At 65.4% G+C, this 18,875-nt stretch carries 20 protein-coding genes; 4 read left to right on the forward strand and 16 right to left on the reverse strand.

Features of this window, described 5'->3' with window-relative positions; all coding sequences use genetic code 11:
• Positions 1 to 49 precede the first annotated feature (49 nt).
• The 12 genes from BLS74_RS12840 to BLS74_RS12895 form a co-directional block, all read right to left on the reverse strand.
• The gene (locus BLS74_RS12840) at positions 50 to 1,117 is read right to left on the reverse strand and encodes a MucB/RseB C-terminal domain-containing protein (protein WP_093106589.1); all 1,068 of its coding nucleotides are present in this window, start codon (positions 1,115 to 1,117) and stop codon (positions 50 to 52) included.
• A 22-nt stretch (positions 1,118 to 1,139) separates the two neighbouring features.
• On the reverse strand, positions 1,140 to 1,775 hold the full coding sequence (locus BLS74_RS12845) for a sigma-E factor negative regulatory protein (RefSeq protein WP_093106592.1): 636 nt from the start codon (positions 1,773 to 1,775) through the stop codon (positions 1,140 to 1,142).
• A 13-nt stretch (positions 1,776 to 1,788) separates the two neighbouring features.
• Positions 1,789 to 2,463: an RNA polymerase sigma factor RpoE gene (gene rpoE, locus BLS74_RS12850; RefSeq protein ID WP_093106594.1), complete on the reverse strand. Its 675-nt coding sequence runs from the start codon at positions 2,461 to 2,463 to the stop codon at positions 1,789 to 1,791.
• Entirely contained in the window at positions 2,460 to 2,942 is a 483-nt protein-coding gene (locus tag BLS74_RS12855) for a hypothetical protein (protein WP_093106596.1), read from the reverse strand. The genes rpoE and BLS74_RS12855 overlap by 4 nt, the downstream gene beginning before the upstream one ends.
• Positions 2,943 to 2,955: 13 nt before the next feature.
• On the reverse strand, positions 2,956 to 4,200 hold the full coding sequence (gene fabF / locus BLS74_RS12860) for a beta-ketoacyl-ACP synthase II (protein WP_093106598.1): 1,245 nt from the start codon (positions 4,198 to 4,200) through the stop codon (positions 2,956 to 2,958).
• A 93-nt stretch (positions 4,201 to 4,293) separates the two neighbouring features.
• Complete coding sequence (gene acpP / locus BLS74_RS12865; protein ID WP_007830471.1) at positions 4,294 to 4,533, reverse strand: acyl carrier protein; 240 nt, start codon at positions 4,531 to 4,533, stop codon at positions 4,294 to 4,296.
• A gap of 100 nt (positions 4,534 to 4,633) precedes the next feature.
• Positions 4,634 to 5,377, reverse strand: a complete 744-nt coding sequence (gene fabG, locus BLS74_RS12870; protein WP_093106600.1) for a 3-oxoacyl-ACP reductase FabG — start codon at positions 5,375 to 5,377, stop codon at positions 4,634 to 4,636.
• A gap of 26 nt (positions 5,378 to 5,403) precedes the next feature.
• Positions 5,404 to 6,357, reverse strand: a complete 954-nt coding sequence (gene fabD / locus BLS74_RS12875) for an ACP S-malonyltransferase (protein ID WP_093106601.1) — start codon at positions 6,355 to 6,357, stop codon at positions 5,404 to 5,406.
• A gap of 53 nt (positions 6,358 to 6,410) precedes the next feature.
• Entirely contained in the window at positions 6,411 to 7,388 is a 978-nt protein-coding gene (locus tag BLS74_RS12880; RefSeq protein WP_093106604.1) for a beta-ketoacyl-ACP synthase III, read from the reverse strand.
• Positions 7,388 to 8,476 carry a phosphate acyltransferase PlsX gene (gene plsX, locus BLS74_RS12885; RefSeq protein WP_093106606.1) on the reverse strand — a complete coding sequence of 363 codons (1,089 nt, stop codon included), beginning with the start codon at positions 8,474 to 8,476 and terminating at the stop codon, positions 7,388 to 7,390. Before plsX ends, BLS74_RS12880 begins: the two co-directional genes overlap by 1 nt.
• Positions 8,477 to 8,537: 61 nt before the next feature.
• Complete coding sequence (gene rpmF, locus BLS74_RS12890) at positions 8,538 to 8,720, reverse strand: 50S ribosomal protein L32 (RefSeq protein ID WP_028248601.1); 183 nt, start codon at positions 8,718 to 8,720, stop codon at positions 8,538 to 8,540.
• Between the two features lie 149 nt (positions 8,721 to 8,869).
• Positions 8,870 to 9,418: a YceD family protein gene (locus tag BLS74_RS12895; RefSeq protein WP_093106609.1), complete on the reverse strand. Its 549-nt coding sequence runs from the start codon at positions 9,416 to 9,418 to the stop codon at positions 8,870 to 8,872.
• 38 nt (positions 9,419 to 9,456) lie between these two features.
• Here BLS74_RS12895 and BLS74_RS12900 point away from each other — a divergent pair, with 38 nt between their 5' ends.
• The 3 genes from BLS74_RS12900 to BLS74_RS12910 are packed head-to-tail and all read left to right on the forward strand — an operon-like array spanning position 9,457 to position 11,938.
• Entirely contained in the window at positions 9,457 to 10,038 is a 582-nt protein-coding gene (locus BLS74_RS12900; RefSeq protein WP_093106612.1) for a Maf family protein, read from the forward strand.
• The gene (locus BLS74_RS12905) at positions 10,035 to 10,793 is read left to right on the forward strand and encodes an SAM-dependent methyltransferase (protein ID WP_093106615.1); all 759 of its coding nucleotides are present in this window, start codon (positions 10,035 to 10,037) and stop codon (positions 10,791 to 10,793) included. The genes BLS74_RS12900 and BLS74_RS12905 overlap by 4 nt, the downstream gene beginning before the upstream one ends.
• 26 nt (positions 10,794 to 10,819) lie before the next feature.
• Positions 10,820 to 11,938 (forward strand): MFS transporter, encoded by a 1,119-nt coding sequence (locus tag BLS74_RS12910; protein WP_093106618.1) that lies wholly within the window; start codon positions 10,820 to 10,822, stop codon positions 11,936 to 11,938.
• A gap of 1 nt (position 11,939) precedes the next feature.
• Here BLS74_RS12910 and BLS74_RS12915 read toward each other — a convergent pair whose 3' ends face one another.
• The 4 genes from BLS74_RS12915 to BLS74_RS12930 are packed head-to-tail and all read right to left on the reverse strand — an operon-like array spanning position 11,940 to position 15,057.
• Entirely contained in the window at positions 11,940 to 12,962 is a 1,023-nt protein-coding gene (locus BLS74_RS12915) for a S49 family peptidase (protein ID WP_093106621.1), read from the reverse strand.
• A 1-nt stretch (position 12,963) separates the two neighbouring features.
• Entirely contained in the window at positions 12,964 to 13,329 is a 366-nt protein-coding gene (locus tag BLS74_RS12920) for a Rieske (2Fe-2S) protein (RefSeq protein ID WP_093106624.1), read from the reverse strand.
• A 10-nt stretch (positions 13,330 to 13,339) separates the two neighbouring features.
• The gene (locus BLS74_RS12925; RefSeq protein WP_093106627.1) at positions 13,340 to 14,008 is read right to left on the reverse strand and encodes an HAD-IA family hydrolase; all 669 of its coding nucleotides are present in this window, start codon (positions 14,006 to 14,008) and stop codon (positions 13,340 to 13,342) included.
• The gene (locus tag BLS74_RS12930) at positions 14,005 to 15,057 is read right to left on the reverse strand and encodes an RluA family pseudouridine synthase (protein WP_093106629.1); all 1,053 of its coding nucleotides are present in this window, start codon (positions 15,055 to 15,057) and stop codon (positions 14,005 to 14,007) included. The genes BLS74_RS12925 and BLS74_RS12930 overlap by 4 nt, the downstream gene beginning before the upstream one ends.
• A gap of 540 nt (positions 15,058 to 15,597) precedes the next feature.
• Here BLS74_RS12930 and BLS74_RS12935 point away from each other — a divergent pair.
• Positions 15,598 to 18,618, forward strand: a complete 3,021-nt coding sequence (locus tag BLS74_RS12935; protein WP_093106632.1) for an Rne/Rng family ribonuclease — start codon at positions 15,598 to 15,600, stop codon at positions 18,616 to 18,618.
• The last annotated feature ends 257 nt before the right edge of the window (positions 18,619 to 18,875 follow it).

Below are 18,875 nucleotides of genomic sequence, written 5' to 3' on the forward strand. Positions count from 1 at the left end.
GTTTCCTTCGTTTGAGAGACCTGTAAACAACAACGATCAATATGGCGACTCAACGTGCGCGAACAAGACTTTGCGCAAACGCATCGAGCGTTTGCGGCGGCACTTCTCCGACGGCAGTCAGCCACCAGTCGCCATCCTTGCCCGGCAGCCGGCGCGTCAGCGTGTAGGTGGCGCCGAGCGCCAGCAGGACTTCCCGCGGCTGGCGCTGCGCGTCGTAAGGCTCGACGAACAGCGAGACCGACGCAAGGCCATCGGAAAAAGTCCACTGCATCGTGTGCCCCTGCGCAGCGCTTCCTGCAACCCCCGCGGGACGCCGATAGCAGCTGACCGGCTTGAAGCCGGCGATGGGCGCGCGCAGCGACCACCCCTCTTTCGTGGCCGTGGTGCGCTCGAGCTCGGATTTCTCTACGCGATAACCCGCGGTGCTGCCCATCATCTGTGCAAGGGCTTGCGCTTTGACCGGCGGGTCGAGCTGAAGTTCGGAAAATGCGGACTGTTCGATTACGCGGTTCTCACCGTCGATGGTCTGCAGCTTCACCACCAAGCCCGATCGGCGCTCGCTCCAGACGCGGTAGCCGAAACGCAGCCCGTCGCGCGGCTCCAACTGCACCACGTCGGCATCGAAGCCCGCGACGCGGTCCTTGCCCAGCACGCGTGCACCGTAGAGGTCGCCGATGGAGGAGTCGGGGGTACCGAGCAGGTTCGGGAACAGCTCGAGGTTTTCGCGCTTCTCGCTCTTCACGACCTTCGTCTCAGGCAGAAAGGTCATCACGTGGTCGTTGCGCCTGAAGGTCGAGCGCGGCGGCCCAGACAAGGCCTCAATGCGCTCCATCTGGAGGTCACCCTCGCACACATGCCAGATGCGGGCACTCGACAGACTGCCGGCGGGTGCCGATACAACGAAAGTTCCGACGTAAGAACGCTGCCGCGAAGCGGCATGCATACGCTGCAACCATTCGACCACGCCCAAGGTCGGCGTCTCGCCGCCGGCTGGGCTGACCGAACTCTTCACTGACGGCAAGGGCGTCCGGTTCTGAGCCATCACGGCCTGTGCCGCGCAAAGCGCGGCAATGAGAACCACAGCACCACGCGCGGAAATCAGCATCGGAACGGTCATTGCAAGGGCTGCGGACGCGTGATCAACGCGATGGCCCATCGAAGGTGGCGTTGCGCAGGAAGCCGGAAGGCATCTGCGAGGCACCGCCCGCTTGCTGGTGCGCTTCGAGCAACTGATCCAGCCGCGGATCACGCAGCATGACCTGCGGATTGCCATTTCCGACGATGACCCGCATCGGCGCGAGGTTGGAGGGCGTCTGCTGCGAAGAATTCGACGCAGCGAGCACCGAACTCGAGCCTTGCTGTTGCGCCAGTTGCGCAGCGGCCGGCTGCGGGCCGGTGCTCCCAATCCAGTTCCAACCGATGGCCGCTGCAGCCGCCAGCGATGCCGCACCGGCCACGAGCTTCCATCGGAACACCGGTTCGTTGGCGGCCTCGACATGGTGCACGACGGGCTTTACCACCTCGGGCGCCAGCATCGGGGCGGACGGCTCGGCCGCCAGCCGCTGCTGGAGCCGCGACAGGAACACCGAGGTATCGCTGCAGGCGGAGTGCACGCCGGAACGCAACACTTCCCCGACCAGATGATAGGTATGCCAGGTCGCGCGCAGATCGTCGTCCGTGCAGACCTTCTCGATCACCTGTGCGAACTCGTCGTCCCGCAGATGGCCGTCGGCCAGCGCGGAAATCTGTTCATGGACTGTGCTTGTGTGCTTCATTTCATTCACCTGCTTACCAACGCTTGCCGGACTGGTTGTCCAGCAGCGGCTTGACCCTTGCCGAAATAGCTTCGCGGGCCCGGAAAATCCGCGAGCGTACGGTACCGATCGGACAATTCATCACCTCGGCGATCTCTTCGTAGCTCATGCCTTCGATCTCGCGCAGGGTCACCGCCTGCCGCAGCTCGGCCGGTAGTGCTTCCATTGCAGCTTCGACGGCGGCCGCGATTTCGTTGGCGGCCATGACGGATTCGGGCGTCTCGTCGCTGATTGGTTCGTTTCCGGGCCGGTAAGTTTCATCCTCGTCCTCAGAAGACGAACGCAATGCGCTCTCAGAAACGGTCGGATCGCGTTTCATGTCCACCAGGGCCTTCTTGGCGGTATTGACGGCGATGCGGTAGAGCCAGGTGTAAAACTGCGCCTCGCCCCTGAACTGGTGCAGGGCGCGGTAGGCGCGGATGAAGGTCTCCTGCGCGATGTCCTCTACCAGGTTCACGTCGCGCACCATGCGGCCGATGAGCCGTTCGATCCGGCGCTGGTATTTGATGACGAGCAGTTCGAAAGCCTTCTGATCGCCTGCGATCGTGCGCTGGACCAGTTGAAAGTCGACCTCCCCGGGCCTCACCTCTGCAGGGGGCGCATCGGTCAAGCCGGTGTCGGGCGGCACGGGCGGTGGAGAGGCTGTCATGAAAGAGGATGGTGCGAGCCGGATGCCGCTGGCTGCCGGGACTCGGCAACCGGGCCGGCCAGCGGGGCGCGCGAATATACCGCACGGCGCAGATCCTGCCAGCGCTCCGGCAGAGTGCTCCGGTCGAGCCAGACCCAGCGTCGCACACGACGCGCTTCGGTCAGGCACAGGAGCAGCGAAAATTGGAAATCCAGGGCGACTTTCACCCCCGCTCGCAACCCCGCAGAGTCCGCAAGCGACCAATGCCGGCCGTCGAAGCTCAGTTCCGTGAACGCGGTGCGTCGCAGCGTGCTCCGCCATGCCGCAGCGCCGGCCCCGACGACGCTGAGCGCCAGCAGCCCGATCCGCCAATCCGGGTCGTCGAGCCGATAGCACGCTGCGGCCGCGCAGCACGCGCCGCAGGCCCAGATGATCGAGAGCAACCGATCAGCGTTGCGCGAACGGCCCACCGGATAACTCACCGATGGGGCGTCGTGCATGGGTCAAGGAAAATCAAGCGCGCTTGAACACCAGCGTGCCGTTGGTGCCGCCGAAGCCGAAGTTGTTCTTGACCGCGACGTCGATCTTGAGATCGCGCGCCTCATTGGCGCAGTAATCGAGATCGCACTCCGGATCTTGATTGAAGATGTTGATCGTCGGCGGACTTTTCTGGTGATGCACAGCCAGCACGGTAAACACCGACTCGATGCCGCCGGCACCGCCGAGCAAGTGGCCGGTCATCGACTTGGTCGAGTTCACCACCAGCTTCTTCGCATGGTCGCCAAAAGCATTCTTGATCGCATTGGTTTCGTTGATGTCGCCGATCTGCGTCGAGGTGCCATGCGCGTTCAGGTATTGGACCTGATCGGCGTTGACGCCCGCATTCTTCAAGGCCATGTCCATCGAGCGGCGGGGTCCGTCGACATCGGGCGCGGTCATGTGGAAGGCGTCGGCGCTCATGCCGAAGCCGGACACTTCGGCGTAGATCTTGGCGCCGCGCGCCTTGGCGTGCTCGTACTCCTCGAGCACCAGAACGCCGGCACCCTCACCGAGCACGAAACCGTCGCGGTCGCGATCCCAGGGGCGCGACGCCGTGGCCGGATCTTCGTTGCGGGTGGACAGTGCGCGCGCCGCGGCAAAGCCCCCGATACCGAGCGGCGACACCGTGGATTCCGAGCCGCCTGCAATCATCACATCGGCATCGCCGTACTCGATCATCCGAGCAGACGTACCAATCGCATGCAAACCGGTCGTGCAGGCAGTGACGATCGCGATGTTCGGGCCCTTGAAGCCATATTTGATGGACACGTGGCCGGAGATCATGTTGATGATCGATGCCGGCACGAAGAACGGCGACACGCGGCGCGGGCCGCGGTTGGTCAGTTCGCCGTGCGTGGCCTCGATCATGGGGAGTCCCCCGATCCCTGAGCCGATGTTGCAGCCGATGCGAACGGCTTCTTCATAGCTCAGGGCCTCGCCGGTCGGCAAGCCGCTGTCCTGCACCGCCTGGATCGCAGCAGCGAGCCCGAGATGGATGAAGCGATCCATGTGGCGCGCTTCCTTCTCGGGAATGTATTGCGTGATGTCGAAGCCCTTGACCTCGCCTGCGAACTTGCAGGCAAAGGCGCTCACATCGAACTTGGTGATGGTGTCGACGCCCGACTTCCCGGCCAGCAGATTGGCCCAGGACTCGGCGACAGTGTTTCCGACAGGGGCAATGCAACCAAGCCCAGTGACGACGACGCGGCGTTTGGTCATGCCGGCAAACCTTTCTGGAAGCACTGAGGCCGTTGTGCGGCGCGTGCAGGCTTGGAAGCCGCCGGCCGGAACGGAAACTCAGCGTGGCCGATATCAGGCCTTTTGATTCTTGGTGGCGTAGTCGACGGCGTTCTGGACAGTCGTGATCTTCTCGGCGTCTTCATCCGGGATCTCGATGCCAAATTCGTCTTCGAGTGCCATCACCAGTTCGACCGTGTCGAGCGAGTCAGCACCGAGGTCCGCCACGAAAGCCTTTTCATTGGTGACCTGGGACTCTTCAACGCCGAGTTGTTCGGCAATGATTTTCTTGACACGTGCTTCGATATCGCTCATTTGGTTCCCTCTGAGGGTTGTAGGTAATCGGTGGATTTTAGCCGGCCGCATTGTGGCATCCGCCCCAAGGCCGTACGGTAAAAGAATTGCGCTACTGCGCTTACATGTGCATGCCGCCGTTGACGTGCAGTTCCTGGCCCGTCACATAGGAGGCTTGGGGCGAAGCCAGGTAGGCAACGGCATGCGCGATGTCAGCCGGCTTGCCCAGGTGGCCGAGCGGAATCTGCGACAGCAGCGCCTGCTGCTGCGCCTCGGGCAGGCTGGCGGTCATGTCGGTCTCGATAAAGCCCGGCGCCACGCAGTTGACCGTGATGCTGCGGCTTCCGAGTTCGCGTGCCAACGCGCGCGTCATGCCCGCCACGCCAGCCTTGGCGGCCGCATAGTTGGCCTGGCCGGCGTTGCCGGAAGCGCCGACGACGCTGGTGATGCTGACGATCCGGCCGTAGCGCTGCTTCATCATGGGGCGGATCACCGCACGGGAAAGACGGAAAACGGCTTTGAGATTGGTGTCGAGCACCGCATCCCAATCCTCGTCCTTGAGGCGCATGGCGAGCATGTCGCGGGTGATGCCGGCATTGTTGACCAGCACGTGGATCGCGCCATAGGTCTTGACGATCTCGTCGACCAGCGCTTCGACCGCCGGCCCATCATTGACGTCGAGCGCACACCCCCGCCCGCCATGGGCGGCGAGCGCGGCCGAGATTCTGTTCGCGCCTTCTTCGGTGGTGCCGGTCCCGATGACCATGAGACCGCGCTGGGCCAGTTCGAGCGCGATCGCCGCACCGATACCGCGCGAAGCGCCGGTGACCAATGCGACCTGGCCTTCGAATTTTGGAGTGCTCATAAAAGAATAATGTTGGAGCCCGGCGTTCAGCCGCCGAGCAGTTGTCTTGTTTCTGCGAGCGTTGCCGGGTCATACACCGAGGCCGCGGCGAGCTCGGGCGCAATGCGTTTGATCATGCCGGCAAGCACCCTGCCGGGGCCGCATTCAACGACGACCTCCACGCCACGCGCCTGCAAGGCCTGCACGCTTTCGACCCAGCGCACAGGACCCGCCGCTTGGCGCACCAACGCGTCGCGAATCCGGGCCGGGTCGGTTTCGACCGCCACGTCGATGTTGTTGAGCACGGGGATCTGGGGCGCGGCCAGGCTGAGCGATGCCAGCCGCTCTTCCAGCGCTTCGGCGGCCGGCTTCATCAGGCTCGAATGGAAAGGCGCCGACACCGGCAACGGCAGTGCCCGCTTGGCGCCCTGGGCCTTGAGCACTTCGCAGGCCTTTTCGACCGCGGCCTTGCTGCCCGCGATCACGGTTTGCATCGGATCGTTGAAGTTCACCGCTTCGACGATTTCGGCGCTGCCGGTGCCGAACGAGGCTGTCACTTCGGCACAACCTGCTTTCACCTTGCCGGCATCCATGCCGAGGACCGCCGCCATGGCACCCGCCCCCACGGGCACGGCCTGCTGCATGGCGCGCGCGCGGAAACGCACCAGTGGCGCCGCCTGCGCGAGCGTCAAGACGCCGGATGCCACCAAGGCGGAATATTCGCCCAGCGAATGACCGGCAACGACCGAGGGCTTGGCGCCGCCTTCCGCCAACCAGGCCCGCCAGGACGCGATGCCGGCGACCAGCATCACGGGCTGCGTATTCGTAGTGAGCGCCAGCGCCTCCTTGGGGCCCTCGTGGATCAAGCGCGAAACATCTTCATCCAAGGCATCGGATGCTTCCTGCAGGGTCTCGGTCACGACCGGATGGTCGCCCCATGCGTCGAGCATGCCGACCGCCTGCGAGCCCTGGCCGGGAAATACGAAAGCGAAGGATTTCATTGTTTTGCGTCTCCAATCGCGCGCGACTGCCCTCTTCGGGGCAACGCGCTGCATTACATGGTCAACAGGACTGCGCCCCAAGTGAAGCCGCCGCCAACGCCTTCCAGCATCACCGTATCGCCCTTCTTCACCTTGCCTGCGCGCACCGCCTCGTCCAATGCCAGGGGGATAGAGGCCGCAGAGGTGTTGCCATGCTCGTTGACCGTCACGATCAGCTTCTCGAGCGGCAGCTTCAGCTTCCGCGCGGTGCCTTCCATGATGCGGATGTTGGCCTGATGGGGAATCAGCCAGTCGATGTCGGCATCGGTCTTGCCCGCCTTCTGCAAGGTGGCGCGTGCGGCCTCTTCCAGCACGCGCACGGCCAGCTTGAAAACAGCCTGCCCGTCCATGTGAAGCAGCGGCGTGCCAAGCACGTTGCCGCCCGAGACGTGGCCCGGCACGCAGAGGATGCCCACGTGCTTGCCATCGGCATGCAGGTCGCTGGCAAGAATCCCGGGCTCGTCGCTGGCCTCGAGCACCACGGCGCCGGCACCGTCACCGAACAGGACGCAGGTGGTGCGGTCGTTGAAGTCGAGGATGCGCGAAAAAACCTCAGCGCCGACGATCAGCGCGCACTTGGCGCTTCCGGTGCGGATCATGGCGTCGGCCACCGTCATCGCATAGACGAAGCCGCTGCACACCGCCTGTACGTCGAATGCAGGACAGCCCGCGATGCCCAACTTGTTTTGAAGAATGGCTGCCGACGACGGGAACACCATGTCAGGGGTCGAGGTCGCGACGATGATCAGGTCGACCTCGCCAGCACTGCGACCAGCCGCTTCCAGCGCATTCTTTGCGGCCTCCAGCCCCAGTTCGCTGCTCGTGACTTCGGGTGCGGCGAAGTGCCGAGCGCGAATGCCCGTGCGCTCGATGATCCATTGATCAGAGGTCTCGATGCCACGCGTGGCCAATTCGCGGGCGAGGTCGTCGTTGGTCACTCGGCGCGGGGGCAGGTAGCTGCCGGTGCCGGTGATGCGGGAAAAAGGAGTCATCAAACGTGGAGCGCCGCCGTGTCGACCGGCGTCGCCGGTTCTTGTCGCGCGAGGAGTGGCGCGGCGTGGGCGATGCGGGCCCGCACGCGATCGAGCAGGTTGTTGCGAGCGGCATCATAAGCGCGATCGAGCGCATGACCGAAGGCCACTTCGTCAGCCGAGCCATGGCTCTTGAAAACGAGTCCGCGCAGGCCGAGCAAGGCCGCGCCGTTGTACCGCCGATGGTCGAGGCGGCGCTTGAGGGCCTTTAGAACCGGATACGAGACGATCGCAGCAAATTTGCTGAAAATACCGCTGGAATACTCGATGCGAAGGAAGTCGACGATCATCGAAGCCACGCCCTCGGTGGCCTTCAATGTGACATTGCCAACAAAACCGTCACAGACGACGATGTCGGTCGTCCCTTTGAAAATGTCGTTACCCTCGACGTTGCCGTAGAAGTTCAAATCCTGGGAATTGGCCGCTTTCCGAAGCAATTGACTTGCTTTTTTGATCGTTTCGCTGCCCTTGATCGCCTCTTCCCCGACATTGAGAAGTCCGACGGACGGCGACTCGTTGCCTGTCAGGGCGGACACCAGCGCAGAACCCAACACGGCGAACTGCAACAGATCTTCAGCATCACAATCCACATTGGCGCCGAGATCGAGCACCGTTGTCGCCCCGCCCTTGCTGTTCGGAAGCTGAGGAGCGATGGCCGGCCTGTCGATACCATCCAAGGTCTTGAGCAAGTAACGAGCGATCGCCATCAAGGCGCCGGTGTTGCCAGCAGAAATCGCGGCCTGCGCGGCGCCGTCCTTCACTTGCTGAATCGCGACGCGCATCGAAGAATCTTTTTTCTTGCGCAGCGCGATCTCAATCGGGTCGTCCATTCCGACCACTTCGCTGGCGGGAATGACTCGGGCACGCGGATGCGAGAAGCCGGCCAGCGCTGCCGGGGCACCAACCAGCAGCAACGACGCTTCGGCGTGGCGATCGAGAAATGCGCGGCAGGCCGCAAGCGTGACGCGCGGACCGTGGTCTCCCCCCATGCAATCGACGGCAAGCGTGATTGCGGAGGGGGCAGGAGCGAATTCGGAAGGCGTGACCATCAAAACAAAGGCCCGACGCTACAACAAAAGTAGCTTCGGGCCTTTGGCCTTGAAACTGGGATCAGGCTTCAGACTTGGTCTTGAGCACCTTGCGGCCGCGATAGAAGCCGTTCGGGCTAATGTGGTGGCGCAGATGCGTTTCGCCTGTGGTCGGCTCGACGGCAATGCCGGGCACGCCCAAAGCATTGTGGGAACGGTGCATGCCGCGCTTGGACGGCGACTTCTTGTTTTGCTGGACGGCCATGCTGGCTCCTGAAAGTATTCGGGTGAGTGGGTAAGCACGCGGGGCGGCCGTGAGGCCCTGCAGAACGCTCTAACGTCGACGGCGGCGCGCGCGAAGCCCATGATTATAGCCCAAGCTGAATAAGGAGCGCCAGCTCGATGTTTCGAGGCCTACTCCGGCTTGCGCGAACGCAACGCGCCGAGCACTGCGAAGGGATTCGGACGCGCGGCCTCGGCCGCCTCGAAATCGGGATCCGCAGCCGACAGCCGCACCGGCTCGGGACAACGTTCGTGCCGCGGTGTGACCGGGATTTCCATGAGGAGTTCATCCTCGATCAAGGCATGGAGGTCGAAATCGCGGCTCGCGACCAGAACGTCCTCCTCGGAATCCTCGTCTTCGGCCGCTGCAATGGCTTCGTCTGCCGCGAAACGAAACCAGCGATCGACTTTCAGTTCGACTTCGACCGGGGTGAGGCAGCGCTGGCAGACCAGGGCCACCGTGGTCTGCGCCTCCAGGTGCAGCCAGGGGACTGGCGCTCCATCGGGACCATCGCGGCGGGCGCCTTCGGCCTGCCAGCGCACGCTCGCGTCGGTGGCCGGGGCGGCCACTTCAGCGCTCAAGCGCTGATAAGTCTGAAGGGGCTCGTTTCCCGAAACGGTAGCGGCCGCCTCGGCAAAGCCGTTCACGTCGAGCCGGCCTGGGGCAAATTCTCTGGTCATCGGCACCAGTCTAAACCGCTCGCGCACAATCGTGGCCCATGCAACGCACTGTGATTCTTGCCTCCACCTCGCGCTATCGCCGCGAGCTTCTTGCACGCCTGCACCTGGCCTTCGATGTCCAAGCACCCGACGTCGACGAAACACCGATGGCAGGCGAGGCGCCGCGCGCGTTGGCGGAACGGCTGGCGCTCGAAAAAGCGATGTCGGTGGCCCGCCAATTCCCTGAAGCCGTGGTGATCGGCTCCGATCAGGTGGCCGACCTGGCTGGCGAGCCATTGGGCAAGCCCGGAGATCACGCCCGCGCCAGGGCCCAATTGCGGCGCATGCGCGGCCGGACGCTGATATTCCAGACGGCCGTCGCCGTGGTGTGCCAGGCGACGAGCTTCGTGCAGCGCGATCTGGCGCCCGTGCGCGTCGTGTTTCGTGAGCTCAGCGATGCGGCGATCGATACCTATCTGCGCGCGGAACAGCCCTACGACTGCGCGGGAAGCGCAAAGAGCGAGGGCCTTGGCATTGCTCTGCTCGAAGCCATCGACAGCGACGATCCGACGGCCCTGGTGGGCCTGCCGCTGATTCGTACAGCCAACATGCTGCGCGCCGCCGGCGTCGACCTCTTGTGAGCAAAGGCAAGCTCTATCTGGTGCCTGCACCGCTGGATTTCGGCTGTGAGGCTGAGGTGCCGCTGCAGGACGTGCTTCCGCTCGGCACGCTGCAGATCGCGGCTGGGATCACGCACTGGATCTGCGAGAACGCGAAATCGGCCCGCGCCTATCTCAAGCGCATCGACGCGGTGGCGCCGCTTGCTGCGCCGCTGCAGGCCCAGCAGATCCAGGAACTGCCGCGCGAGGTTCACAAGAAGGGAGACCACGCCGGCCAGTTCGATGCCCGACCACTCCTTTCCGCCGCGCTCGAAGGCAAGAACATTGGCCTGCTTAGCGAGGCCGGCATGCCTGCCGTCGCCGACCCGGGATCCTCCGTGGCACGGGCCGCGCACGAACTGGGCATCACCGTGGTGCCGCTTACCGGCCCGGTGTCGCTGCTGCTCGCACTTGCGGCGAGTGGTCTCAATGGCCAGAACTTCGCTTTCGTCGGCTACCTGCCGCAGGACGCCGAGGCACGCGCGCAACGCATCCGCGAGCTCGAGGCACTCGCACTGAGGACCGGCCAGACGCAGCTTTTCATCGAAACGCCCTACCGCAATACAGCCCTGCTGCAGGCGCTCGTGCAGACGCTGCAGCACAACACGCGGCTCGCGGTGGCGCGCGGACTCACGCTCGCGGCCGCGAACGTGCGCAGCGATACGGTGAAGAGCTGGCGCGCCAAACCATTGCCGGCCGACGAGCGCACGCCCGCGGTGTTCGCGATCGGGCGCTGATCTTGTCGGGCCCTCCCTCCGCCCGCATGCGCTGGGCTTCGCGCGCGCAATTCTTCGGCTCGGGTTTCATCTTCGCGACCTGGGGTGTTCATATCCCGACTGTGAAGATCCACTACGGCGTCGATGAAGCGGCGCTCGGCCTGGCCATGCTCGCCGCCGGCGTCGGCGCCTTGCTGGGCCTCACACAGGCGAGCCGCTGGATCGGCCGCCATGGCGCCCGCGGCACCGCCGGCCTGTGCGGCGCGATCTATGCGCTGCTGCTGGCCGGCTTGCTGGTGATGCCCAGCTATGGCGCGCTGCTGGGCTTGCTCGCCGTGTTCGGCATCCTCACCGGCGTCTTCGACGTGGCGATCAATACCGAGGCCGCGCAGCTCGAGCTGCGAGACGGCCATCCGCTGATGAGCGGCATGCACGGCATGTTCAGCCTGGGCGGCATGGCGGGTGCCGTGACCGGCGGCGCAGCGCTCGCCGCTGGGATGGCGCCTCAATCGCACTTGACGCTCGTCGCCGCGGCAATGGCGCTATCGATCGCCCTCTCCTGCAGATGGATGTTGCCGAAGGAGGCGACCACGTTCACCAGCACGGGCGACGGCTTTCGCCTGCCGCGCGGCGCGCTGGCCATCCTCGGCGTGCTAGCCGCGCTGGGGCTGATTGCCGAGGGCGCGATCTACGACTGGAGCGTGCTCTATCTGAAGCAGGAACTGGGCAGCCCCCAGCAGCAAGCCGCGCTGGCCTACGCCAGCTTTTCGGCGGCGATGGCCGCCACGCGCTTCGCCGGCGACGCGATGCGGGCGCGTTTCTCGCCGGCGCTGCTGCTGCGCGGCAGCGCCTGGCTGGCGGCCGCCTCCATGACGCTGGTCCTGCTGGCCGACGCACCCTGGCTGGCCTTGATCGGATTTGCAGGCGTGGGCATCGGTTTCGCCAACGTGGTGCCGATCCTCTTCGCCGCGTCAGCGCGCGTCCCGGGCGTCGAGCCGGCACGTGGCATCGCCGCGGTATCGGCAGCGGCCTACCTGGGCTTCATGGCCGGACCGCCGGTAATCGGCTTTCTGGCCCAACTCAGCTCGTTGACTGCTGCGCTCTATGTCGTGGTGGCCTTTGCCGCAGCGCTCGCGGCATCGGCGCGCTACGCGAATCCGGCCTGATTCAGCGCAGCGCCGGCGCGGTTCGCAGCGCCCGAACCGAAGCGTCGCCGAGGGCAGCGCCGAATTTCTTGGCGAGCTTCTCGGCCACGTTCTCCCGGCGCGTGTAGTCGATCACTTCCTCGGCCTTGATCACTTCGCGCGCAACGAAATCGACGTTGCCGAGCTGATCGGCCAAGCCGAGCTCCACGGCCTGCTGGCCGCTCCAGAACAGGCCGCTGAACAGGCCGGGCGTATCGACCTTCAACCGGTCGCCGCGGCCCTTCTTGACCACATCGATGAACTGCGCGTGGATCTGCTCGAGCATCTTCTGCGCGTGCACCCGCTGCGCATCGCTCATCGGGCTGAACGGATCCAGGAAGCCCTTGTTTTCGCCGGCCGTCAAGAGCCTGCGCTCCACGCCGACCTTGTCCATGAGGCCGGTGAATCCGAAACCGTCCATCAGCACGCCGATGCTTCCGACGATGCTTGCCTTGTCGACGAAGACCTTGTCGGTCGCCGCCGCGATGTAGTACGCCGCCGACGCGCAGGTCTCCTCGACCACCGCGTAGACCGGCTTTTTGTGCTTGGCCCGCAGGCGCTTGATCTCGTCGTTGATGATGCCGGCCTGCACGGGGCTTCCGCCCGGCGAATTGATCAGCAGAACGACACCCTTGGCGCCGTCGTCCTCGAAGGCGCTCTTCATCGCCGCGATCACGAACTCCGCACTCGCGTCGCCGCCATTGGCGATTTCGCCCTTGATTTCGACTACCGCCGTGTGGGCCGTGGTCTTGGCAGTCGTCGGCGTGCCGCGGGACATGGCCAGCCACACCAGAAAAATGAAGAAGACGAGCCAGCTCAGACGAATGAAGGTCTTCCAACGACGCGTGGCCCTTTGTTCGCGCAGCGAGGCGAAGGCCAGTTTTTCGAGTGTGGCGCGCTCCCAGTCGGGTTGCTGCGTCGGATCGTTCTTCGACATGCTTCGGGGAGGCGCGGCGCGCTCGAAAGGCTCGAAACCCTCAGGTTCCGTGCGGTTGGAATCGGTCATTTCAGAAAACCAGAGGTTGGAGGTTCCAGGCAGTATGCCAGTGCACCACTCCGTCCCGTTCGCTCAAGGCGATCTTCACCAGGCCGCCGCGACAAGGACCGCCGGCGCACTCGCCGGTGTCCGGCTTGTAGACGGCGCCGTGCGTCGCGCACAGCAGCCATTGACCGCTGTCGTCGAAGAAGCGATCCGGTTGGAAATCCAGCTCCATCGCGACGTGGCTGCAGCGGTTGAGGTACGCGTGCGGCTGGCCTTCGTAGCGAATGGCAAAGGCCCGGCATGTCTGGCCGCCGTGCACCACATCGAAGGCAACGGCGCGGCCGCCCTCGACCAGGTCGGCCGCATTGCACAGCGGGATGCATTCGCTCATGCGCGGATTTTCATGCGTTCTCGAGAAGCCATTGCGTCAGGCCGGACACCGAGTGCGCCACATGCAGCGGCTTCAGCACGTCGAAGCTGTCCGGCTCGTGCGCGCCATAGCTCACGCCCACGCTCGCGCAGCCGGCGTTGAGCGCGAGCTGGAGGTCATGCGTGGTGTCGCCGATCATCAGGGTGCGATCGGCCGGCGCGTCCAGCTCTTCCATCAATTCGAGCAGCATGCGCGGATGCGGCTTGCCAAAGGTTTCGTCGGCCGTTCGAGAGGCGTCGAAGCGGTCCCGCAGCGCGACGGTGGCGAGCGCCTCGTTCAACCCCCGCCGCGATTTGCCCGTGGCCACGGCCAGCTTGTGGCCGCGCGCGTGGAGCGCATCGAGCATCGGCAGGACGCCGTCGAAGAGCACCAGGTCGTCTTGATGCTGCAGGTAGTGATAGCGGTAGCGCGCGCCGAGCTCGGCGTACTTCTCCTTCGGTACATCGGGTGCGGCGCGGGCCAGCGCTTCGGCAAGGCCCAGGCCGATCACCCATGCGGCGTCGTTCTCGTTCGGCTTGGCGCCGCCGACGTCGACCACCGCGGCCTGGATGCAGCGCACGATGAGTCGCGTCGAGTCATAGAGCGTGCCATCCCAATCGAAAGCGATCAGGTCGAAACGGCGGGGACGAATGTCAGTCATGAGTGAGAGGCTGTCGAGGGGTGGGCAGCGAGCGCATCGAGCGCAGCCTGCGGCATCAGCGCATGCAGTTCCGGCGGCAAGTCAGCCTGCAGCGCCATGCGCTCTCCGCTCGCGGGGTGGGTGAACTGCAGTCGCCAGGCGTGCAGGAACATGCGTTTGAGTCCGAGCTTCTGCAATGCGCGATTGCGCTCGAAGTCGCCGTACTTGTCGTCGCCCGCGATCGCATGGCCGCCTGAGGCGAGGTGGACGCGAATCTGATGCGTGCGACCGGTCTTGATCGTAACGGCGAGCAGCGAAAAGGAAGCAGCGTCCGCCGGGAGGGCGACGCGAGCCAGGACTTTCACCAGCGTCACGGCGCGCATCGCGTCGGGATGGTCCTTGGCCACCACGCGCACGCGCCGCTCACCCGGCTCAGCCGAGCCGGCCTGACCCGGCAAAAGGTACTTGGCGAGCGGCGCATCGAGCACCTTCTTGTTCGCGGGCCAGCTGCCTTCGACCAGCGCCAGGTAGGTCTTGCCGGTCTCGCGCTCGCGAAACTGGTCTTGCAGCGCCGTCAGCGCGCTTCGCTTCTTGGCAACCAGCAGGATGCCCGAGGTCTCGCGGTCCAGCCGGTGCACGAGCTCGAGAAAGCGCGCCGCAGGGCGCGCGGTGCGCAGCTGCTCGATCACGCCGAAGCTCACGCCGCTGCCGCCGTGAACCGCGACGCCGGCCGGCTTGTCGATCGCCAGCAAGGCATCGTCCTCATACAGCAAAGGGAATTCGCGCGCGGGTGCGGGCGGCAGGCCGCCCTCTGCCCCCCGTGCCGACACCCGTACCGGCGGCAGCCGCAACACGTCGCCTTCCGCCAGGCGGGTTTCGGCCTGCACGCGTCCTTTGTTGATGCGCACCTCGCCCGACCGGATGATCCGGTAAACATGGGTTTTGGGCACCCCCTTGAGCTGCCGGAACAGGAAATTGTCGAGTCTTTGGCCCGCAGATTCCCCATCGACCGTCAGAAAGCGAACTTCTGCTGCCGCGGGGCTTGGCTTCGCACCTATAATGTTTTTCACCAGCGCGGTCTTGTAAGTGCTTGATTAATCAGAAGTTTAGAGCACTGCCGGAGGCGCTGTGAGGTCGATGCCGCTTAGGCGTTGAGCCCGCAAGCCACGCGCCAACGCGCAAGGCGGCGGGCGCTACATCAAAGTCAAGCCGACGCCCACGAAACACCGATACGGAATACCCAGCCGGCAGACCAAAAGCTGCCGGCGGATCGAAGCGAGTACCTTGTGTTGATACTGCTGATTCAACTTTGCCTGCGCTGGCTGATGCCAGCGGCCTCGGGCATCGAATCGTCGGCAGAGCGCGCCACCATTGCGCCAATTGCTATAGAAAATATAGCGCGTCAACACCATATCGGGCTCGCGCCCATCCATGCGCCCCCACCCCGGCTGTCATTGAGCTGACGCTCGATACGGTTGCTCGCGTCCGCGCGGCAACCAGCAGCAGCCGGGGCACAGCGGCAATTCCTTCGTTTCGCGACGCGTCGTCCGTGCATCGTTAGGTCCGTCATGGACCGGTTAGAACGATAGAACAGACAAAGGAAACGCATCATGAAGCGGATGCTGATCAACGCCACGCAGGCAGAAGAACGCCGCCTGGCCATCGTCGACGGGCAAAAGCTCCTCGACTACGAAATCGAAATCGAAGGGCGCGAGCAGCGCAAGGGCAACATCTACAAGGCCGTTGTGACGCGCGTCGAGCCGTCGCTGGAGGCCTGCTTCGTCGACTACGGCGAAGACCGCCACGGCTTCCTGCCGTTCAAGGAAATCTCCAAGCAGTATTTCGCCGAAGGCGTCTCGGCCAGCCAGGCCCGGATCCAGGACGCGATCCGCGAAGGCCAGGAACTGGTGGTCCAGGTCGAGAAGGAAGAGCGCGGCAACAAGGGCGCGGCCCTGACCACCTTCATCTCGCTGGCCGGCCGCTACGTCGTGCTGATGCCCAACAACCCGCGCGGCGGCGGCGTCAGCCGGCGCATCGAGGGAGACGACCGCGCCGAGCTCAAGGAGGCGATGGACCAGCTCGAGTACCCCAAGGGCATGAGCATCATCGCGCGCACCGCCGGCATCGGCCGCTCCGCGCCCGAACTGCAGTGGGACCTGAACTACCTGCTCAAGCTGTGGGCCGCCATCGACGGCGCCGCCAAGGGCGGCAAGGGCGCTTTCCTGATCTACCAGGAGTCCTCGCTGGTGATCCGCGCGATCCGCGATTACTTCAATCACGACATCGGCGACATCCTGATCGACACCGACGACATCTACGACCAGGCGCAGCAGTTCATGGCCCACGTGATGCCGGAACACGCCGCGCGCGTGAAGCGCTACCGCGACGACGCCGCGTTGTTCAGCCGCTTCCAGATCGAGCATCAAATTGAATCGGCCTATGCGCGCACGGTGCAGTTGCCCAGCGGGGGCGCGATCGTGATCGACCACACCGAGGCGCTGGTCTCGGTCGACGTGAACTCGGCGCGTGCCATCAAGGGCGGCGACATCGAGGAAACGGCCACCCGCACCAACCTCGAAGCCGCCGACGAAGTGGCCCGCCAGATGCGCCTGCGCGACCTGGGCGGCCTGATCGTCATCGACTTCATCGACATGGACGAGTCGAAGAACCGCCGCGAGGTCGAAAGCCGCCTGCGCGACGCACTGCGCCAGGACCGTGCACGCGTCCAGTTCGGCTCGATCAGCAAGTTCGGCCTGATGGAAATGAGCCGCCAGCGCCTGAAGCCGGCGCTCTCCGAAGGTTCGTCGATCCCCTGCCCCCGTTGCGGCGGCTCGGGCCACATCCGCGACACCGAATCGAGCGCGCTGCAGATCCTGCGCATCATTCAGGAAGAGTCCATGAAGGACAACACGGCCGCCGTGCACGTGCAGGTGCCGGTCGAAGTTGCATCCTTCCTGCTCAACGAGAAGCGCCCCGAGATCGCCAAGATCGAACTCAAGCAGCGCGTGACCGTGCTGATGGTGCCCAACAAGACGCTGGAAACACCCAACTACAAGCTGGAGCGCCTGAAGCACGACGACCCGCGCCTCGACCACATCGAAGCCAGCTACAAGATGGCCGACGAGATCGAGGACCCGACCTCGGTCACGCGACGCTCGCAGGAGCCCACCAACAAGCAGACGCCGGTGATCAAGGGCGTGCTGCCCGATGCACCGGCACCGGCGGCAATGCCGAAGCCCGAAGCGGTGCGTCCGCCGGCAGTCGCCCCGGCGCCCGCGCCTGCTGCGGCCACCCCCGTCGCGCGCGCACCCGCCGAGTCGGGCCTGTTCGGCTGGATCAAGAGCCTGTTCGGCGCCGCGCCGGTCCCGCCACCCGTCCCGCCCACGATTCCTGTGGAAGCGCCCAAGCCGCGCCGCGATGCTCGCGGCGGCCGCGACGGCGAGGCACGCACCGCGCGCGATGGCGAGCAGCGCCGCGGCGGCCGCGGTGAAGGCCGCGGTGGACGCGACGGCGAACGCCGCGGCGGCCGCTCCGGCGAACGCCGCGAAGGCGAGCGCCGCGAAGGACGCGAAGTCCGCGGCGAGGCGCGCAACGACAGCCAGGTCCGCGAACCGCGCGAGCCCCGCGAAGCGCGTGCGCCGCGCGATGGTGAGCGCCGCGGCCGCGGCGAGCGTCGCGACAGCGACCAGCGCCAACTGCCGACCGAAGCAAGCGACGTCCAGCTCGACGCACAGGCGATCGCACCGAATGCGTTCGCAGGCGACGAAGGTGCTCCCCCCGCGGAACGCGCACCGCGCGGACGCGGCGAACGTCGGGAACGCGGTGAGCGCAGTGCAGACGCAGCGCGTGAACGCACGGGCGACGCCGCCCGCGCTGCGAACGCCGACAGCTCGCAACAACAGGACGGCGCTTCAGCCGATCGCGGTGCGCGCGGCGGCCGCGAGGAGCGCGCACCCCGCGGCGAGCGCAACGAGGGCCGCCGCGAGCGGCGCAATGAGGGTGCCCCGCGCCCCGTCGAAACGCCTTCCGCCGCAGAAGTTCAGTCGCTTGCGGCCGGCCCCACCGAGATGGGTAGCGCCGATGAAGCAGCAGCCAGCGGGGATTCCGCGCCGCGCCGTGACGGCGACGAGCGCCGGGGCCGCTCGCGCGATCGCTACGGCCGAGACCGCCGCGAGCGCAGCCCGCGCGAAGAGGGCGAAGCGATTGCGGCCGCATCTGCGCTCTCTCCAGCACCCGCCGGCGCCTACGACGGCATCGAGATCGATACGGCGCCGTCGGCGCCTCGCACCGAACGGCCCGCTGTCGCACCCTCCATGCCCATCGTGGTCGAGGCCAAGCCCGCGACTTCGCGCGCTCTGCCGAAGGTTCAGCCCTTCGAGCTGCCGCTGGACGAACTCGCCCAAGTGGCGGAAGGCTCCGGATTGCATTGGGTGAATTCGGATGCCGAACGTGTGGCGCAGGTTCGCGCGGCGATCGCGGCAGAACCCAAGCCCATCCATGTGCCCCGCGAGCGTCCGCCCGCCATCGTGATCGACGAAGGCCCCTTGGTGCTGGTGGAAACCCGTCGCGACCTCGGCAATATGGTGCTGCCATTCGAAGAAGCCGGGCGCGAGGCCGGCGTGCGCCAGTAAGCACAGTGCAGAGGGAGGCAGCCCGCCTCCCTCTTGTTCGACATCGGCAGTTCCTGCCAAACCATTTTGGGGGCCTGCGCCAGCGTCAGCGCCGCCCACTGCGCATCGCTATCGCTTGCCATGCCGCTTACCCAGCGCGCCATTGCAACTTCTTTACAGCCCCGAATACCCCACCAAGCTGCTGCGGTAGCTTTTTGTAATCCTTTTGGATTCTTGCGGCACGCCATATGCTTGCTGCGCCGCAGCAACTCCGTAAG

The sequence above is a fragment of the Variovorax sp. CF079 genome (assembly GCF_900101545.1).
GTDB lineage: Bacteria > Pseudomonadota > Gammaproteobacteria > Burkholderiales > Burkholderiaceae_C > Variovorax.

What these genes read in the sequence shown, in the direction of transcription:
- BLS74_RS12840 (WP_093106589.1), bottom strand. Translation starts at nt 1,117, where the DNA reads ATGACCGTTCCGATGCTGATTTCCGCGCGTGGTGCTGTGGTTCTCATT.
- BLS74_RS12845 (WP_093106592.1), bottom strand. Translation starts at nt 1,775, where the DNA reads ATGAAGCACACAAGCACAGTCCATGAACAGATTTCCGCGCTGGCCGAC.
- rpoE (WP_093106594.1), bottom strand. Translation starts at nt 2,463, where the DNA reads ATGACAGCCTCTCCACCGCCCGTGCCGCCCGACACCGGCTTGACCGAT.
- BLS74_RS12855 (WP_093106596.1), bottom strand. Translation starts at nt 2,942, where the DNA reads ATGCACGACGCCCCATCGGTGAGTTATCCGGTGGGCCGTTCGCGCAAC.
- fabF (WP_093106598.1), bottom strand. Translation starts at nt 4,200, where the DNA reads ATGACCAAACGCCGCGTCGTCGTCACTGGGCTTGGTTGCATTGCCCCT.
- acpP (WP_007830471.1), bottom strand. Translation starts at nt 4,533, where the DNA reads ATGAGCGATATCGAAGCACGTGTCAAGAAAATCATTGCCGAACAACTC.
- fabG (WP_093106600.1), bottom strand. Translation starts at nt 5,377, where the DNA reads ATGAGCACTCCAAAATTCGAAGGCCAGGTCGCATTGGTCACCGGCGCT.
- fabD (WP_093106601.1), bottom strand. Translation starts at nt 6,357, where the DNA reads ATGAAATCCTTCGCTTTCGTATTTCCCGGCCAGGGCTCGCAGGCGGTC.
- BLS74_RS12880 (WP_093106604.1), bottom strand. Translation starts at nt 7,388, where the DNA reads ATGACTCCTTTTTCCCGCATCACCGGCACCGGCAGCTACCTGCCCCCG.
- plsX (WP_093106606.1), bottom strand. Translation starts at nt 8,476, where the DNA reads ATGGTCACGCCTTCCGAATTCGCTCCTGCCCCCTCCGCAATCACGCTT.
- rpmF (WP_028248601.1), bottom strand. Translation starts at nt 8,720, where the DNA reads ATGGCCGTCCAGCAAAACAAGAAGTCGCCGTCCAAGCGCGGCATGCAC.
- BLS74_RS12895 (WP_093106609.1), bottom strand. Translation starts at nt 9,418, where the DNA reads ATGACCAGAGAATTTGCCCCAGGCCGGCTCGACGTGAACGGCTTTGCC.
- BLS74_RS12900 (WP_093106612.1), top strand. Translation starts at nt 9,457, where the DNA reads ATGCAACGCACTGTGATTCTTGCCTCCACCTCGCGCTATCGCCGCGAG.
- BLS74_RS12910 (WP_093106618.1), top strand. Translation starts at nt 10,820, where the DNA reads ATGCGCTGGGCTTCGCGCGCGCAATTCTTCGGCTCGGGTTTCATCTTC.
- BLS74_RS12915 (WP_093106621.1), bottom strand. Translation starts at nt 12,962, where the DNA reads ATGACCGATTCCAACCGCACGGAACCTGAGGGTTTCGAGCCTTTCGAG.
- BLS74_RS12920 (WP_093106624.1), bottom strand. Translation starts at nt 13,329, where the DNA reads ATGAGCGAATGCATCCCGCTGTGCAATGCGGCCGACCTGGTCGAGGGC.
- BLS74_RS12925 (WP_093106627.1), bottom strand. Translation starts at nt 14,008, where the DNA reads ATGACTGACATTCGTCCCCGCCGTTTCGACCTGATCGCTTTCGATTGG.
- BLS74_RS12935 (WP_093106632.1), top strand. Translation starts at nt 15,598, where the DNA reads ATGAAGCGGATGCTGATCAACGCCACGCAGGCAGAAGAACGCCGCCTG.